The following is a 16,442-nucleotide window of genomic DNA, read 5'->3' as shown; positions in this document are numbered from 1 at the left end:
AACGGCAGTTGGGGCGCCCCGAGCCACGGGGGCGCCCCAACTGCATTTCGGGCTTCAGAACCGTACGGCCGGCAACGCCCGCTTCAGCTTCGGCCCGAACGGCTTCTCCACGAACCGGTGCATCAGCCAGGCCAGGACGAGCAGGCTGCCCACGGACAGCGCCAGCGTCTCGTACGACCCCAGCCCGAGCCCCCGGTGCAGCACCCGGATGAAGAACCAGCCCAGGTGCTCGTGGATCAGATAGAAGGGGTACGTCAGCGCCCCCGCCACGGTCAGCCAGCGCCAGTCGGCCCAGCGCGTCCAGCCCAGCGCCACCACCGCGACGGCGGCGAAGGCGCAGAAGACGATGGCCTGCACGACGAGCGGGTCGCGGTGGAAGTCGCCCTGCTCGCCCGGGTGCCACAGCGCCATGACCGAGTAGCGCTGGCCCAGCAGGAAGGACATGCCGACGATCCCCCACAGCAGCAGGTCGCTGCCGAACCGGTGGATCAGGTACAGCGCCAGGCCGCCGACGAAGAACGGCGCGTGGTCGCGCATCACCAGCTCGTCCGTCAGCGGGTGGTCGGCGATCCGGGCGAACGCACCGGCCAGCGTCCACAGGATGCAGAAGGTGACCACGCGCTTGTAGGTGACGCCCTTCCAGATCACGAACAGCGCGAAGAGGACGTAGAACTTCAGCTCCACCCAGAGCGTCCAGCACACGCCCAGCACCCGCGGCACACCCAGCGGCTGCTGCATCATCGTGAGGTTGACCAGGAACTCGTCCGGCCGGACCGGCGCGACGACGACCGGCAGGAGCAGCGCCGCGCCGCTGACCATGACGAGGGCCACCCAGTACGCCGGGTAGAGGCGGGATATCCGGGAGCGGAAGAAGTCGCCGAGACTGCGGCCCCAGCTGCTCATGCAGATCACGAAGCCGCTGATGACGAAGAAGAACTGCACGCCCAGGCTGCCGTACGTGGCGAACTGCGACAGCGTCGGGAACATCACGCCGGGCGACTGGTCCCAGGAGGCCGCCACCTCACCGTTCTTGCCGGTGAAGTGGTACATGCACACCATCAGGGCGGCCAGCAGCCGCAGACCGTCCAGGGCGCGCAGCCGGCTCTCCCCCCGGAGCCGGACCGGAGGCCGCTCGGCGAGAACCTGGTTCAGCCTGGGTGCCGCTGGTGCCACTGGTGCCGGCGGTGCCGTCGCCTGGTCGGCCGCGCTCATCCGGGGGCCCTTCTCGTGGGAGTCGTCGGGTAACCGAACGCTATGTACCTCCGACGGGTGAGAGGTGAGTGACTGCTGACGCTCAGGGAGCGCGAAGATGTCACACGGATGAACGACCACTCCCGCTATTTCCGGGTGGCCGCCTGCTTCAGCGCCCGCGCCCGGCGCGCCAGTCGCCGTACGGTCGCGTTGCGCGGGATGAAGGACAGCTGGGCCGGTACGGCGCCCGGCAGGGCCAGCGAGGTCAGGCGCTTGCGCTTGAAGTAGCGCCAGGTGTGCGGGTTGAGTTGCCGGGAGAGGTAGGACTCGGCCGCGCCGCGCAGCCCCGGGTAGATCTTGGGCTGCATCGCGAAGCCGACCGCCTGGAGCAGCGCGGCCAGTTCGGCCACCCGCTCCCGCGAGGGCATCGTCCAGCCGTTCACGGCGGTGGCGTCCGCGGCGTCCGGCAGCAGCTGGTCGGCGATGGTCAGCGGCACCCGGTTGCTGTTCTGGTAGGGCGCGAGCCGGGCCAGCACGGTGTCGGTGCCGACCCGCGCGACGGGTACGCCGTACAGACCGGCCGCGGTGAACAGCGCGGTGGAGAAGCAGCCGACCACGAGCGCGGGCCGCAGCCGCTGGAAGGCCACCTCGGCGAGGACGGGCCGGTCGAGGAGGGTGAGTTCGGCGCCCAGCCTGGCCGCCTCGTCCTCCAGGAGCCTCGACCAGCGGGCCGGGGCGACCGGGTGCGGCTTGAACACCAGCCTGCGGTGGCCGAGTTCGACGGCGCCGCGCACCATCCGCAGGTGCAGGTCCTCCTCCTCGGCGTCGCTGAGGATGCCGAGCGCGCAGAGGTACTGGCCGAGCAGGAGGGCCGGACGGTCATCGGTGTCCGGGGCAAGGGCGGGCAACTCGTCCTCGGCCTGGGCGAGTTCGCCGAGCACCTTCACGAACGCCTCGGACGGCACCAGTTCGGCCGGGACGCCGAACTCGGTGAGCAGCAGCGGGGTCAGGCCCGGGACGAGATCGAGGTGCAGCAGGCGGTCGATGCGGGTGCCGACCAGCGGGTCGATCTTGTCGCGCGTGGGGCCGTAGCTTATGAGGCCGTCGGCGTAGACGTCGACGGGAGCGCCGGTGAACAGCTGGCACAGCGCGAGGGCCGGGTCGACCTGGACGGACTCCACGGCGAGGCGCACCTCGTCGTCGCCGAGGCGCCACAGCAGCCGTACGTACCGCTCCCACATCGGGATGTCGTCCGCGCGGGGCGACCAACCGCTCGGGTGGAACGGGGAGATGGTCTCGTTCCAGGACAGCACCTCGTCGAAGCGCTCACGCAGCCGGTCGAAGCCCGGCATCGCGTCGACGGACGGGGTGATCTCGGGGTTGACCGCGTTGTTCGTGACGACCAGCAGCCGGCGGTCGGCCGGTGCGAAGAGACCGGCGTCCAGGGCGGCGGCCAGGGTCGCGGCGCCGTACAGGGTCGAGGCGCAGAAGATCTGAGTCGTACGAGGCATCAGGCGGCCACCGTCCGCGCCCCGACCGCCCTGCGGCGCACCCGCCGCAGCCGGCCCGCCCGCTTGGCGTCCATCGAGTCCATTACTTCCGCGAGCACGTCCTGCGGCATTCTTTTCAGGGCGGCGGCGCTCAGCGAGCGCAGTTTTCGAGCCACGGCGGGTTCGAACCTCTCGATGTGTCCGAGATGATGAGCCATGATGGCGCAATAAGTACGCACGGCTTTTGGCAGCAGCTTATCGGCCTCCGCGTCAGCGGCCGTTTCCTCGATTACCCGGTCGAACGCGCGAATGAAATCCAGCTGCCGTACATCACCGATCTGGGTGAGCGAGGAGGCCACTCCGCGCCGGTAGTGGACGCCCAGCAGTCCCACCACGGCGAACGACTCCGCCTCCCGGTGCAGCTTCCAGATCCACGGCCGGTCCTCGGCCGTGCGCAGCCCGTGCGTGAAGTGCAGCAGGCCGCGGTCGACCAGGCGGCGGTGGTAGACGCCCGCCCACGCGTAGGCGTAGTCCACGGACGTCGACCGGTCGGCGGGCAGGATCGCCTCCCGCGGGTTCAGCACCGCCCAGCGCCGGCCGTGCGGCACCCGGTGGATGCTGCGCGCCCGCCCGGTGCACTGCACATGGTCGGTACGGACGAAATCGCAGCCCAACTCCTCGATCGCCGCGAGCAGTTGCGGGAAGTAGCCGGGCGCGAGCCAGTCGTCGCCGTCCAGGAAGGTCAGATACTCGCCGCGCGCCCTGTCGATGCCCGTGTTCCGCGCGGTGGCCAGCCCTCCGTTCTGCTCGTGTCTGACGACCACCGCGCCCGGCAGCTCGCGCTCCGCGCGCGCGAGGATGTCCGGTGTCCCGTCGGTCGAGCAGTCGTCGACGAGGATGAACTCGAAGTCCTCGCGTGTGTTCGCACGCAGGCTCTTCAGTGTGTCGGGCGCGTATTGCTGCACGTTGTAGAACGGCACGATGACGGAGAGCTTGACCACGCAAAGGACGTTAGGGCGCGGTCCGGCATCCGTCTTTACCCGCAGTTTGATGTCAGGTGAACGACGCGTGGCGATGCCGTGAACCAGGATTTTTCTCAGCGGGTTCCGGCCCCGATTCGCCGTTCGTCGATGTGCTGTTAACCGTTTGTTGGATTCGGGTTGGGCAGAACCTCGGAAACGCTTCCTAGCGTCTTCGACGTGCCAGCAAGTGCGAAGAAGTCCCGGCGAGTTGCCGTACTCGCGGATTCCGACACCCGGTGGAAGTGGGGCGCGCTCACCGCGAACCGCATCGCTCCGGAGAACGCAGACGAGTCGGACATCCGCCTGGACGGTTATCTCCTGCGCGGCCGTGCCACCCCCACCGCCCGCCAGCTCCAGGAGGTCGGCGCCCCCGCCGACTCCCTGCGTGAGGTGACCGCCGTCGAGTTCCTGCGCACCATGGCGCGGGAGCCGTACGACGTCCTGGTCCTCGCCCTCGTCGGCGGGGGAGTGCAGGCGATGCTGCACGGCCTGAAGCGGATCTGGGAGGGGCAGCCGGAGCGGCCCGTGGTCGTCACCGGCTACGTCGGCGTCGTCTACGAGAAGCTCGCCGACGGCCTGCTGCTGCGGCACGGCGCGGACCTCGTCCTCGCCAACTCCCGCCAGGACGCCGAGCGTTTCCGCGCGGTGTACGAGGGGGTCGGCGCCGACGCCTCGGCGGTGACCGAGGTCGCGCTGCCGTTCCTCGGCGGGGCGCCCTACACCGGCGGGCACGACCCCTACACCGTGGTCTTCGCCGCCCAGCCCTCCGTGCCGGACAACCGCAGGGACCGCACGTACCTGCTGAACCGCCTCATCCAGCACGCCCGCAAGCACCCCGAGCGCGAGGTACTGCTGAAGCTGCGCTCCAAGCCGGGCGAACACACCACGCACATCGAGGAGCTGCCGTACCAGAAGCTGGTCCAGCGCCTCGACCCGCCGGCCAACTTCCGCCTCGTGTACGGGCACATGGGCGAGGTCCTCGACCGCACCGACCTGCTGGTGACCATCAGCTCCACGGCCGCCCTGGAGTCGCTGCACCGCCGTATCCCCACCGTCGTCCTCACCGACCTCGGCGTGCGCGAGGTGCTCGGCAACCACCACTTCGTCGGCTCCGGCTGCCTCGCCTCCTGGGACCAGCTCGACGACGGCCACCGCCCGGTGCCCGACGAGGAGTGGGTGGCCCGGCAGGGCGTCGCGGCCGGGGGAGGCTCGTACGAGGCGGCCTTCGACGCGGCCCGCGAGCGCATCGCCAAGCTGCTGGACCGCCCCGGCGGACTGCCCGCCCTCACCCCGTACTACACCCCCGCCACCGCGCCCGGCTATCTGCCCGGCATCCTCGCCCGCCACCACCTCGGCCCGGACGGCAGCCCGCTGCCCGGCGCGCCCGCGCACGACAGGGAGCCCGGCCCGGTCCGGCAGATCGTGCGCCGGGCCGCCCGCGGCGCCTACCGGCACGGCGTGCAGCGCGTGGCGCCAGTCATCCGGCGGATGGGGGAGCTGTGAGCCGCCCGAACCCACGTCAAGGACGTCAAGGAGCCAAACCCATGTCCCACCCGGAAGCGGGCCAAGGCGCCTCGGTGCGCCGAGTGCTCGCCGTGATCCCCGCGCGCGGCGGCTCCAAGGGCGTGCCCGCGAAGAACCTCCTCCCCGTCGGCGGCGTCCCGCTGGTGGCCCGCGCGGTGCGCGAGTGCCGGGCGGCCCGGCTGGTGACCGACGTCGTGGTCTCCACCGACGACCAGGCCATCGCCGCCGCCGCCCGCGAGGCCGGCGCCGAGGTCGTGCTGCGCCCGGCCGCCATCGCCGGGGACACGGCCACCTCCGAGGCCGCCGTCCTGCACGCCATGGACGCCCACGAGGCCCTGCACGGGGCGCCGGTGGACGTGGTCCTGCTCGTGCAGTGCACCAGCCCCTTCATCGTCCGCGAGGACATCGACGGGGTCGCGGGCGCGATCGTCGACAACGGCGCCGACACCGCGGTCACCGTGGCTCCCTTCCACGGCTTCATCTGGCGGGACGCCGAGGACGAGGTCGCCGCGGGCTCCGTCGCGGAGGCCGACGCGGCCGTCGGCGGCGGCTACGGCGTCAACCACGACAAGTCCTTCCGTCCCCGCCGCCAGGACCGCCCCCAGGACCTGCTGGAGACCGGCGCCGCCTACGCGATGGACGCGCCCGGCTTCCGCAAGCACCAGCACCGCTTCTTCGGCCGTACGGAACTCGTCCGCACCGACCCCTCCCGGGTCCTGGAGATCGACGACCCGCACGACCTGGCGCGGGCGCGGGCCCTCGCCCCCCTCTTCGACGCGGACCGCCCCGGTTCGCTGCCGACCGCCGACGACATCGACGCGGTCGTACTGGACTTCGACGGCACCCAGACCGACGACCGGGTGCTGATCGATGCCGATGGACGGGAGTTCGTCTCCGTGCACCGCGGAGACGGCCTCGGCATCGCGGCCCTGCGCAAGAGCGGGCTGAAGATGCTGATCCTGTCCACGGAGCAGAACCCGGTCGTCGCCGCCCGCGCACGGAAGCTGCAGATTCCCGTGCTGCACGGCATCGACCGCAAGGACCTCGCGCTGAAGCAGTGGTGCGAGGAGCAGGGCATCGCGCCTGAGCGCGTGCTCTACGTCGGCAACGACGTCAACGACCTCCCGTGCTTCGCCCTCGTCGGCTGGCCCGTGGCGGTCGCGAGCGCCCACGACGTCGTGCGCGGCGCCGCACGCGCGGTCACCACCGTCCCCGGCGGTGACGGCGCGATCCGAGAGATCGCCAGCTGGATCCTCGGCCCCTCTCTCGATTCCCTCCCCCAGTAAGGACATCTTCTGCCATGAGCACCAACTCCCGTCTGCGCGCCTTCGGTTCGCGTGAGGTCGGCCCCGGTCGCCCCGTCTACATCTGCGGCGAGATCGGCATCAACCACAACGGCGAGCTGGAGAACGCCTTCAAGCTCATCGACGTGGCCGCCGAGGCCGGCTGCGACGCCGTGAAGTTCCAGAAGCGCACGCCGGAGATCTGCACCCCGCGCGACCAGTGGGACATCGAGCGCGACACGCCCTGGGGTCGGATGACCTACATCGACTACCGCCACCGCGTGGAGTTCGGCGAGGACGAGTACCGCCAGATCGACGAGTACTGCAAGGAGAAGGGGATCGACTGGTTCGCCTCCCCGTGGGACACCGAGGCCGTCGCCTTCCTGGAGAAGTTCGACGTCCCGGCGCACAAGGTCGCCTCGGCCTCCCTGACCGACGACGAGCTGCTGCGCGCCCTGCGCGCCACCGGCCGCGCGGTCATCCTCTCCACGGGCATGTCCACCCCTCGCCAGATCCGCCACGCAGTCGAGGTCCTCGGCTCCGACAACATCCTCATGTGCCACGCCACCTCCACCTACCCGGCGAAGGCCGAGGAGCTGAACCTCCGCGTGATCAACACGCTGGAGAAGGAGTACCCGAACGTCCCGATCGGCTACTCCGGCCACGAGACGGGCCTGCAGACCACGCTGGCCGCCGTCGCCCTCGGCGCCGTGTTCGTCGAGCGCCACATCACCCTGGACCGCGCGATGTGGGGCTCGGACCAGGCCGCCTCCGTCGAGCCGCAGGGCCTCACCCGCCTCGTCCGTGACATCCGCACCATCGAGGCCTCCCTCGGTGACGGCGTCAAGAAGGTCTACGACTCCGAGCTCGGCCCGATGAAGAAGCTGCGCCGGGTCACCGGTGTGGTCGCCGAGGCGGAGATCGCCGCGGCGGCGGGCGAGCCGGTCGCGGTCTGAGTCACAGCGTGCCGAGTCCGAGTGTCCCGGCCACGGGCGCTCGGGCTCGGAGCCGGTTGAAGCGCCTTTTGGACACGAGCGCATCATGAGCGCCTTACGACGGGACGGTCGTACGTCGATGAGCCCCCGCGCCGGGAACACCGGCCCCCACACTCTCGCCTTCGTTGAGAGCCCGGTACAGCTCCTGAACGTGCTGGAGTGGGCGCATGCCCCCGAGCACGCCGTCGGCGCGGGGCTCACCCTCGTCGTCCTGTCCCCGATCGACCCCATGACCCGCGGCCAGCTGCGCCGGATGGCCGAGCTGGCACGCGAGGAGGGCCACCAGGTCCGCTGGGAGGAGGCGCGCGGCGGCCCGGCGGCCCCCTTCCAGACGATCGGCGGCCTGGCGGGCCTGCTCCGCCGGGCCGAGCGCGTGGTCCTGGGCGACCCGTTCTCCCGCTACGTACAACTGTTGTTGACCATCACCAAGGCCCGCGACCTGGTCGTCGTCGACGACGGCACGGCCACCATGGAGTTCGTCGCCCAACTGGCTCGCGGCGAACGCCTGGTCCGCTGGCACCGCAAGGGCGGCCGCCCCGGCCCCCGCGACCTGGTCTTCGCGCCGGTGTCCTCGGCGGCCCGCAAGCGCCTGACTCCGAGCGAGCGCCGCAAGGTCGAGATCTTCTCCTCCATGCCGATGGAGGAGCGGCTGGAGGGCGTCACGGTCACCGCCAACACCTTCGCCTGGACCCGCGCCCGCTTCGGCCCGCCCCGCATCACCAAGGGCGCGGACATGGTCGGCACGTCGCTGGTCGAGACGGGTGTGGTGGACGGCGACCGCTACCTGGAGGCGGTGCGCGGACTGGCCAAGACGCACGGAGCCACCCGCTACTTCGCCCACCGCCGCGAGAGCGCGGAGAAACTCCACCGACTGGCGGTCGAGACGGGCCTGGAGGTCGTACGCCCCGACCTCCCCCTGGAGCTGATCGCCCGCCGCGGGCCGATCGGCCGTACGATCCTGAGCTTCCCGTCGACGGTGGTGCACACGCTGCCGCTGGCGCTGTCCGGCACGGAGGTCCGCGTGGCGGTGTGCGACATCGACCCGGCGTGGCTGACGCAGAACGCGTCGCCGAGGGCGCAGGGGTTCTTGTCGGGGGTGACGGGGACGGCTCGGGATGTGCACCGGCTGTCGGCGGTTACGGCTGTGTGATCTTCAAGGCTTCTATGAAGGGGCTGAAGGCTTCGGCTGGGAAGGTGAGGGTGCCGACGGCCGGGTCTTTGGAGTCGCGGATGGCTATGTGGGTGCGGCGGTCTGAGATTTCCACGCAGGCGTTGCCGTCGCCGCTGCCAGAGTAGGACGACTTCCGCCAGTTGCCGAGGGTGTCCATGGGGCGCCTCACAGCTCTTTCGCCAGCCTGTGGATGAAGTCACGCGACCGTTCGGGTTCGAGCGATGCCGCCTCCACTCTACGGAAGAGTGTTCGGAAGACCCCTAGCTGGGCCTTGGAGTCGATGAAGACCGAGCCATGAGGGCCGTCGCGTACCACCGTGTCCAGATTCGGGACGGGGCCGCCGGCGTACGCCATGGCCGCTGTGATGTCGGAGAAGTCCTCCAGTTCGAAGGGGATGACGCGTACCGTGACGTGGTCGGCGGCGGAGAGCTCCAGGATGCGGGTGAGCTGAGCCCGTGAGGCGGCTCGGCCGCCGACCTTGATGCGCAACGCCGCCTCGTGGACGACCGCTTCGTACGGTGTGGGAGCGGGGCCTTCGAGGATTGCCTTGCGTCGCATTCGATGCCGTACACGCAACTCGAGTTCCTCCTCCCGAAGCGCGGGCACGCGGCACGAGAACAGCGCACGGGCGTACTCCGCTGTCTGGAGAAGGCCTGGGACGTGCAGGAAGTCCACGTCCCAACGGAAGGTGGCGTGGTGCTCCAGCTCGGCGAGATTGAGGAACGGCGTGGGCAGCTGCCACCGGTACTCCTCCCACCAGCCCCGGGTCCGGTCGGTCGCCATGACCACCAGAGCATCGATCAACTGGTCGTCCGAGCAGGAGTAGTTGGCGACAAGGCGGCGCAGACGCTGCTCGCTCACTCCTGAAAGGCCTGACTCGATCTGGCTGACCTGGACGGAGCTCACGCCAAGGAGGGTCGCTGCCTCCCGGGCACTGAGTCCAGCAGCGTCCCGAAGCCTGCGCAGTTCAACCGCCAGTCGCCTCTGGCGTGCCGTTGGTTCGCGCCTGGTGCCCATCGACTGCTCCTTGCTTCAACGCGCTTGCGGGCGCGACTCGTTCGGGCGTCAGGTTACGCGACCGGCTTGCTGAACCGAAAGTTTCAGGTCTACCGTCAGTGACGCGACGCACACGCTGCGAACCTCCGGGCTACCGGAAGCGCACCGCTCCGTCCTGCCATGACGGCTGCGGCAATGACACCGCCGGACGACCGCAATCCCCACCACCCGAACGGAGTTCGCCCATGCCCGAAACCGAACCCTGGGAGTACACCCTGTACATCCCGAACGACGTCCGAGCCGTCACCGTCTCCCGTCGCACCCTCCGCCTGATCCTCACCCTGCACGGTCTCATCGGCCTCGCCGACACCGCCGAACTCCTCGCGACCGAGCTGATCGCCAACGCCGTACGTCACACCAAGGGACCCGCCGCTCTACGGTGCGCTGGTCGGCCGGGGTGCTGCGGATCGGAGCGTGGGACGCGGATCCCGAACCGCCGGAGCCGCCCGAGGAGTTGGAGCAGCTCGCGGAGCGGGAGGAGGGGCGAGGACTGGCCTTGGTCCGGGCGTGTGCCGACCTGTGGGGCTGGCAGCCGCTGACCAGACACGGGAGCCGGGGCAAGTACGTCTGGTGCGAACTGGCCACGTAGATCACGGCCGCTTGCGGGCCAGGACGAACGCGCGAGGCCGCCTCTCCTCGCCGGCCGGTTCACGCAGCACGCGGGCGTGCAGCAGGAGACCGGCCCCGGTCAGCGCCTCGGCGACGGTTTCCGGCGTACGCCAGTGGTAGTCGAGCGAGATCTCCTGGCCGAAGCGCTCGATGAGCCGCATGTGGTCGTCGCCGTCCCCGGACTGGAACGCGAGCAGGACGTGGCCGCCAGGCGCCAGAACGCGGTGGAACTCGGCGAAGGTGGCGGCGAGGTGCTCGGTCGGGACGTGGATGATCGAGTACAGCGCGATGATCCCGCCCAGCGTCTCGTCCGGCAGGTCCAGCGACGTCATCGAGCCGACGTGGAACCGGAGGTCGGGATACGCGCGGCGGGCCAGGGCCACCATCCGGGGCGAGAGGTCGACGCCGAAGACCGGCACACCGAGGGCATGGAGATGGGCGGTGACGGAACCGGGCCCGCTGCCGAGGTCGGCGACGGGGGCCGGGGCGTGCTCGCGGGCCAGCTCGGCGAAGGCGGCGACCAGGGAGCGGTCCAGGGGGGCGCTGTCGGCCGACCAGTCGGGGAAGGCCTCCGCGTAGGCGGGGGCGATGGCGTCGTAAGAGGTACGGGTGGATCGAAGAAATTCCGGCTGCATGTCGGTCACGGACGCACCCTAATGGTGGGCGGGGCGGGCGTCCGGGTGCTCACCAGGGTGTTCCCGTGGGCGCCCCGCCTACAGCGACGACCAGTTGGAATCGCGTTGACGGGAAGTTCCTCCTGCGGAGTCTCACACGCCGATACTCAGCTGAGCGAAACGGAGCAAGGGGAAGTCCAGTCGGTCATTTGCGCTCGACGGGCCAGGGTGCGCTTTGCCATTCTTTCTCGAATTCATCCCTCGTGATCACAAACGCCGAGAATTCCGGCTGGCTGGCCACATCCTCAATAGAGCCGACCGGGATCTCGCTCAGGCCGATGTCTCCCGATTCGTGGAGCTCGTCGGCCTTTAGTGTGCGCCCATTCCTATACCTCTGCACCTTTCGGACCTCATAGCCGTCCTCGCCGATCTCGCTATAAAAGATGACCGGTTCCGACGGAAAGTCGTGCAGCCACTCAACCTTCCAATATTCCATGAGATCAGCTCTTTCCGTGACTGACAATGCGCCCTGTCAGGTCAAGCGCTCCCTGGTTCGGGATGACATACACATCAGGTCGCTCAACCGAGCGCATGACTTCAAGCCCTCGCACGTCTATCTCAATATAGTGACTGAACTTGTGGCCGGCCCACGGGACGCGCACAAAGGCATACGAAAGCTGCCCCGGAGTCTTCGTGCCGGGTTGGATATCGGTGAAATACTGCCCATCTCCAAATCGGGCGTCCTTAGAGTTGTCAGCCCTAAGTGATGCGCGCATCTCGCCGCTTTCAAGGATTCCGTCGTAGCCCTTTTCGTTAGTGTAGTGGTACAGAGTGCCCAGATCTTCGTCAGCTACTCGTTCCACACGGTACGGGCATTCCTCTGGCGCCAAGCCCAGAGGATCACTCTCAGTATGGGGATTTTCGACGTATGTCGCTGGATTCGGCGCTGGAGTGAGGCCCAGCGGATCAGGGGTGACGTAGCGGGCGGATTCGGGGTCGTAGTGGCGGAAGTAGTTGTAGTGCAGGCCCGTTTCTGGGTCGTGGTACTGGCCGGGGAAGCGCAGCGGGGTGTAGGCGGTGGCGGTGCGGTTCCAGGCTGTGTTGCCCCAGAGGGTGCTGCGGGTGCGCCAGGCGATGTTGCCGTGTTCGTCGACGAGTTCGGTGGGTGTGCCGACGAGGTCGGTGATGATCGCGAAGAAACGCTGGTCGATGTCTTCCTGGGGTGCGTCGGCGAGCGTCTTGCGTTCGGTCTGGGCAATGGGGCGTAGGCCTTGGTGGTCCCAGGTGAGGGTGATGTCTGGTTGTGCGGTGCCCGGGGTGTGAGTTGTCTGTTCGGCGAGGGTGGTGCCGTCCCAGGTGAAGTCGGTCTGTTCCGCGACGGTTTCGCCGTCGGCGGCGAGGCGTTGTTTGGCGATGCGGCGTCCGAGGGGGTCGTAGCGGTAGCGCCATGTCGTGCCGTCGGGGGTGATCACCGATGTGAGGCGGTCTTCGGCGTCCCAGGTGTAGCGCCAGGTCTCTGGGTTTCGGGACAGGCGGGTCTTTTGGCGCAGGGTGATGCGGCCCGCTGCGTCGTGTTCGTATCGGACACTGCCCGCGCGGGTGATGCGGGTGCCGGTGTAGGCGCGGTCGCCGGTTGCCTCCTGGCCGGGCATGAAGTCCGGCCAGGAGGCGTGGATCTGGTTGCCTGCGGTGTCGTAGGTGTAGGACTCCGTCCAGTCGGGTGCGCGGACTGCGGTGACCCGACCTGCTGCGTCCAGGTCGAAGCGGCGATTGCTGCCTGGGTGTCCGTCGATGCCGGTGAGGTTGCCGTCGCCGCGGTAGGTGTAGGTGCGATGCCGAAGGGGTTGGTCGGCCGGACCGGTGAGTTCTTGTCCGGTCAGGCGGCCTACGGCGTCGTAGAGGTTGGTGAGGGTCAGGGTTTCGCCGATGTGGCAGGCCAGCTCGCGGCCTGCTGCGTCGTGGGCGAAGGTGAGGGTGCGGCCGGCGGTGGTCAGTGTGATGCGGTTGCCTGCGGCGTCGTAGGTCCGCTTACTCGTTGCGCCTGTCGGCGTGGTGCGGCTGGTGCGGCGGCCCAGCGCGTCGTACGTGTGGGAGAGCGTGCGGCCGTTGACGGTCTCAGATGTCAGGCGGCCCATATCGTCTCGCCGCAGGGTCAAGGTCGCGTCTGAGTTGGTGGCCTGGGCCAGGCCGCCCGTCGCGTCGTACGTGTAGGTGGTGACCGCTCCAGCCGCTTCTTTCCTCACCACACGGCCCAGAAGGTCTCTGTCGAAGCGGATGGCCTGGCCGGAGGCTGTGGTGATTGCAGTCAGTTGGCCTGCCGCGTCGTGTGTGTACGTCACCTGGCGGTTGTCGAAGTCCGTCTCCGCGATAAGGCGTCCCGCCGGGTCGTATTCGTAACTCCAGGTCAACCCCTGGGGGTTGGTGACCTGGGCGAGGCGTAGTTCGGTGTCGTGGGTGAACGTGTAGCGGACGCCGTCCGGGCCGGTGCGTGCGGCTAGCAGGTCGAAGTGGGTGTACTCGTAGCGGGAGATGGCACCCATGGCATCCGTATGGGTCAGGCAGTTGCCTTCACCGTCGTATGTCCATGCCTCGACCGTGCCGTCCGGGCGGGTACGCCGGGCCAGCTTGCCCTCAACGGTCCATTCGAGGCGGGTGGTCGCGCCGAGTGGATCCGTGATCGTCGTCTGGCGCCCGAAGGCGTCCCGCTCGCACCGGGTGACGGCGCCCAGTGGGTCGATGGCTTCAATCAGCAGGCCGACCGCGTCACACCTCACACGAGTCGTTGCGCCAAGGGCGTCTACGACCGTGGTGAGGCGGCCCCGGTCGTCGTAGATGAATCGGGTGGTTGCGCCGGTGTGGTTGGTGACCGATGTGCGGTTGCCGGACTCGTCGAACTCCTGGAACGTGACAGTGCCGTCCGGTCGTTGGATCGAGACGAGCAGGCCGAGCTCGTTGTAGGTGAAGGACGTCCGTGAGCCGTCGGCCTGCTGTCGGGCAAGGAGGTTGCTGGCGTCGTCCCAGGTGTAGATGGTGGTGCGGCCGAGCGGATCGGTGCGGGTCAGCAGTTGGTCACGGGTGTCGAAGGTCTGCCGGGTGGTGTGGCCGAGCGGGTTCGTCTCGGCGATGATCTGGCCGCGGTGGTCGAGCTGGTAGAGCGTGGTGTGGCCGAGCGCGTCGGTCCAGCGGGTGGTGCGGTGTGTGGTGTCGTAGACGAAGGTGCCGGACAGGTAGCCGTCCGGGCCGATGGTCTCCACGACGCGTCCGGCGGCATCGTGGACGTAGCGGTAGGTGGAGTCGTTGCGGTCGGTCCACGCGGTGATCCGCCCTTCCGCGTCGTAGTCGAACCGCAGTGGCTGCCCGGAGGAGTTGGTGACCTCGGTGAGGTCGCCGGAGGTGGGGTCGTAGCCGTAGGCCATGACCTGCACGGTGTCGTCGGCGTGGGGGCCGGTGTGCAGGGACAGGTGGGTGATGCGGCCCAGGTCGCGGTCGGTGGTGAGGCGGACGTCGTAGCCGCCGCTGTGGGTGATCGACAGGGGTAGGCCGGTGCCGTCGCGGTGGATGTCGATCTGGTTGCCGTTGCGGTCCTCGATCGTGGTCAGCCACAGCTGCCAGCCCTCACCACGCGGGCGGGTGAAGTACTTGGTCCAGCCGGTGCGCGGGTCTGTGGTGGCGAACTCCATGTGCTGGGCGCCGAGCTCGCTGGTGCGGCGCAGGGGTATGCGAGGGCCCTCCACCGGCAGTACTTCCGGCTGCTGTGGGGTGGGCAGACGATCGTAGACCAGCAGGGTGCCGTCCTCGCGCGCCCAGACGGCCTTGTTGCGGATGTCGACCTCGATGCGCTCGTCCAGGGTCGAGGCCCAGGACCGGCCGAACCAGGTGCCGAAGGTGTAGTCCGACAGGTGCGTGCGCCTCAGCACGAGAGGCAGGACGCCCGGCAGCGTCAGGTCGGTCTGCTGCAGCAGCATCTGGCCGCTGGCGACATCGACCGGGTCTCCTTTACAGGTACGGTTCTTCGGTTCCACGCTGTGGTGGCGGGGGTCGTTGAGTGCTTTGTTCAGCAGATCCGGCTTGGTGCCGGCCGGGCCGCCGTTGCTGCCCGGGCCCTTCGCCGGAGACCCCGGACCTCCCTTGCCGTCCTGGTCGCCCATGATCTTCTTCAGGGCGTCCTCGTTGGCCTTCTCGTTGCGCTTGTGGTTCTCCGAGGTGTCGCGCAGGTTCTTCGGGATGGTCTCGCCGGTGTGCTTGATGATCCGTTCGACGGCCTTCTTCATGCCCTTGGTGGCGCCGTCCACCACGCTGTCGATGCCCTGGGTGAACGGGTCCTTGCCGCGGGTGCGGCTGTTGGCGCCTGCCGCGCGGTCCAAAGACCCCGACAGGCGGGTCAACGAGGTCTCGCTCAGACGGCCCAGATGGCCTGCGGCCTTGTCGTACTCACCGTGGTCGATACGCATCCGGCCCGCGCCCCCGCCCCCACCGGCCGGGCCGGCAGAACCGCCGCCTGCCGAACCGCCGGCCGAGTTCAGCTGCATCGCGGCGGCGCCCTTGCCCCCGCCGCCGCCGGAGCCCTCGGCCGGGGAGATGGCGCCGGCCGCCAGGTCCAGCACCGCGTCCGTGACCATCTTCTCCAGCTTGGCGGCGACCGGCTCGGTCACCATCGCCATCACCTGGTCGACGATCTGGTCGGCGGCCTCCTTGATGATCCGGCGCACCACCTCCCGCATCGCCGCGATCTCCGCCGCACCGATCAGCGCCGACAAGCCGCCGGTGACAAAGGCCAGGCCGATGGAGACGCCGACCGAGGCGGCCATCACCCCCAGCTCGACCTCGGCCTTGATCTTCATGCCGTAGATCACGTCCGCGACGACATCCATCGCATCCGCGAACAGGCGCGCCACTTCCGGAAGTTGCTCCAGGTGCGAGGTCTTCACCTTGCCCCAGTGCTCCTGCAGGGCCTCCACCGCCCAGCCCTCACTGGAGGACAACAGACGGTTCACCGCACCGACGGCCTCACCCGCGTGCTCGTCGAAAGCGTCCGCGAGCTCGCGCATCGCGTCCGCCATCTCGCGGTAGTCGTCCTCATCGACATTCGGCCAGTTGATCCCGATGAAGTCCAGGATCTCGTCCAGCCAGCCCGGCAGAACGTAACCCAACCCCCGTCGACCTCCCCGTAAACGGTGACCGCGATGTCACCCTGTGATCATCACCAGTGCGAATCCGACCGTAACTGATCGCACTGGCGGTGGCCGAAGCCCTCTCGCAGTGGCCGCCGGGTATGGCGTGAACTTGTTCCCAGCTCGGCCGGCCCCGCCCCGTTGACAGCAGGGATCACGGAAGGGGGCTTGCCAGTGGCCGCACGGTGTTGGCTGGAAGGAGGTGGATGCGCGTCGTGATCTTGGATGTGCGTGGTGCCCATCGGTGCCCGAGTCCGGGCAGCCGGATCGAGGCAGGGGTCGCGGATCACCGCGTTCTGGGATCTGTCATCCAATG

At 69.0% G+C, this 16,442-nt stretch carries 12 protein-coding genes and 1 pseudogene; 5 read left to right on the top strand and 8 right to left on the bottom strand.

Annotated features, from left to right (window positions below):
• Positions 1-54: 54 nt before the first annotated feature.
• From AQI70_RS17995 to AQI70_RS17985, 3 genes are all read right to left on the bottom strand, one after another.
• A complete protein-coding gene (locus AQI70_RS17995; protein WP_208607390.1) occupies positions 55-1,212 on the bottom strand; it encodes an acyltransferase family protein in 1,158 nt (385 codons plus the stop codon).
• Between the two features lie 125 nt (positions 1,213-1,337).
• Positions 1,338-2,702, bottom strand: a complete 1,365-nt coding sequence (locus tag AQI70_RS17990; RefSeq protein ID WP_062150825.1) for a polysialyltransferase family glycosyltransferase — start codon at positions 2,700-2,702, stop codon at positions 1,338-1,340.
• Entirely contained in the window at positions 2,702-3,682 is a 981-nt protein-coding gene (locus AQI70_RS17985; RefSeq protein ID WP_062150822.1) for a glycosyltransferase family 2 protein, read from the bottom strand. Before AQI70_RS17985 ends, AQI70_RS17990 begins: the two co-directional genes overlap by 1 nt.
• Positions 3,683-3,880: 198 nt before the next feature.
• Between AQI70_RS17985 and AQI70_RS17980 the strand changes: the two genes are divergently transcribed.
• The 4 genes from AQI70_RS17980 to AQI70_RS17965 all read left to right on the top strand — a co-directional run bounded on the left by AQI70_RS17980 (position 3,881) and on the right by AQI70_RS17965 (position 8,655).
• Positions 3,881-5,206, top strand: coding sequence for a DUF6716 putative glycosyltransferase (locus tag AQI70_RS17980; protein ID WP_062150811.1), 1,326 nt, complete (start codon positions 3,881-3,883; stop codon positions 5,204-5,206).
• Positions 5,207-5,247: 41 nt separating this feature from the next.
• Complete coding sequence (locus AQI70_RS17975; protein ID WP_062150808.1) at positions 5,248-6,513, top strand: N-acylneuraminate cytidylyltransferase; 1,266 nt, start codon at positions 5,248-5,250, stop codon at positions 6,511-6,513.
• Between the two features lie 14 nt (positions 6,514-6,527).
• Positions 6,528-7,466, top strand: a complete 939-nt coding sequence (locus AQI70_RS17970; protein ID WP_062150805.1) for an N-acetylneuraminate synthase family protein — start codon at positions 6,528-6,530, stop codon at positions 7,464-7,466.
• A gap of 118 nt (positions 7,467-7,584) precedes the next feature.
• Entirely contained in the window at positions 7,585-8,655 is a 1,071-nt protein-coding gene (locus AQI70_RS17965; protein WP_062150801.1) for a hypothetical protein, read from the top strand.
• Here AQI70_RS17965 and AQI70_RS17960 read toward each other — a convergent pair.
• Positions 8,642-8,833 carry a DUF397 domain-containing protein gene (locus AQI70_RS17960; protein WP_062150799.1) on the bottom strand — a complete coding sequence of 64 codons (192 nt, stop codon included), beginning with the start codon at positions 8,831-8,833 and terminating at the stop codon, positions 8,642-8,644. The genes AQI70_RS17965 and AQI70_RS17960 overlap by 14 nt on opposite strands.
• A gap of 8 nt (positions 8,834-8,841) precedes the next feature.
• Positions 8,842-9,693, bottom strand: a complete 852-nt coding sequence (locus AQI70_RS17955; protein ID WP_062150797.1) for a helix-turn-helix domain-containing protein — start codon at positions 9,691-9,693, stop codon at positions 8,842-8,844.
• Between the two features lie 224 nt (positions 9,694-9,917).
• Here AQI70_RS17955 and AQI70_RS17950 point away from each other — a divergent pair.
• A pseudogene (locus AQI70_RS17950) lies at positions 9,918-10,321 on the top strand (ATP-binding protein).
• A gap of 1 nt (position 10,322) precedes the next feature.
• Here the strand turns inward: AQI70_RS17950 and AQI70_RS17945 are convergent.
• The 3 genes from AQI70_RS17945 to AQI70_RS17935 all read right to left on the bottom strand — a co-directional run bounded on the left by AQI70_RS17945 (position 10,323) and on the right by AQI70_RS17935 (position 16,105).
• The gene (locus AQI70_RS17945) at positions 10,323-10,985 is read right to left on the bottom strand and encodes a class I SAM-dependent DNA methyltransferase (RefSeq protein WP_062150795.1); all 663 of its coding nucleotides are present in this window, start codon (positions 10,983-10,985) and stop codon (positions 10,323-10,325) included.
• Between the two features lie 175 nt (positions 10,986-11,160).
• Positions 11,161-11,451 (bottom strand): DUF6881 domain-containing protein, encoded by a 291-nt coding sequence (locus AQI70_RS17940; RefSeq protein ID WP_062150793.1) that lies wholly within the window; start codon positions 11,449-11,451, stop codon positions 11,161-11,163.
• A 4-nt stretch (positions 11,452-11,455) separates the two neighbouring features.
• Positions 11,456-16,105, bottom strand: coding sequence for an HYD1 signature containing ADP-ribosyltransferase family protein (locus AQI70_RS17935; RefSeq protein ID WP_062150791.1), 4,650 nt, complete (start codon positions 16,103-16,105; stop codon positions 11,456-11,458).
• Positions 16,106-16,442 lie beyond the last annotated feature (337 nt).

Source organism: Streptomyces curacoi (assembly GCF_001513975.1).
Taxonomy (GTDB): domain Bacteria; phylum Actinomycetota; class Actinomycetes; order Streptomycetales; family Streptomycetaceae; genus Streptomyces; species Streptomyces curacoi.
This window is presented reverse-complemented; position numbering and strand designations above follow the sequence as displayed.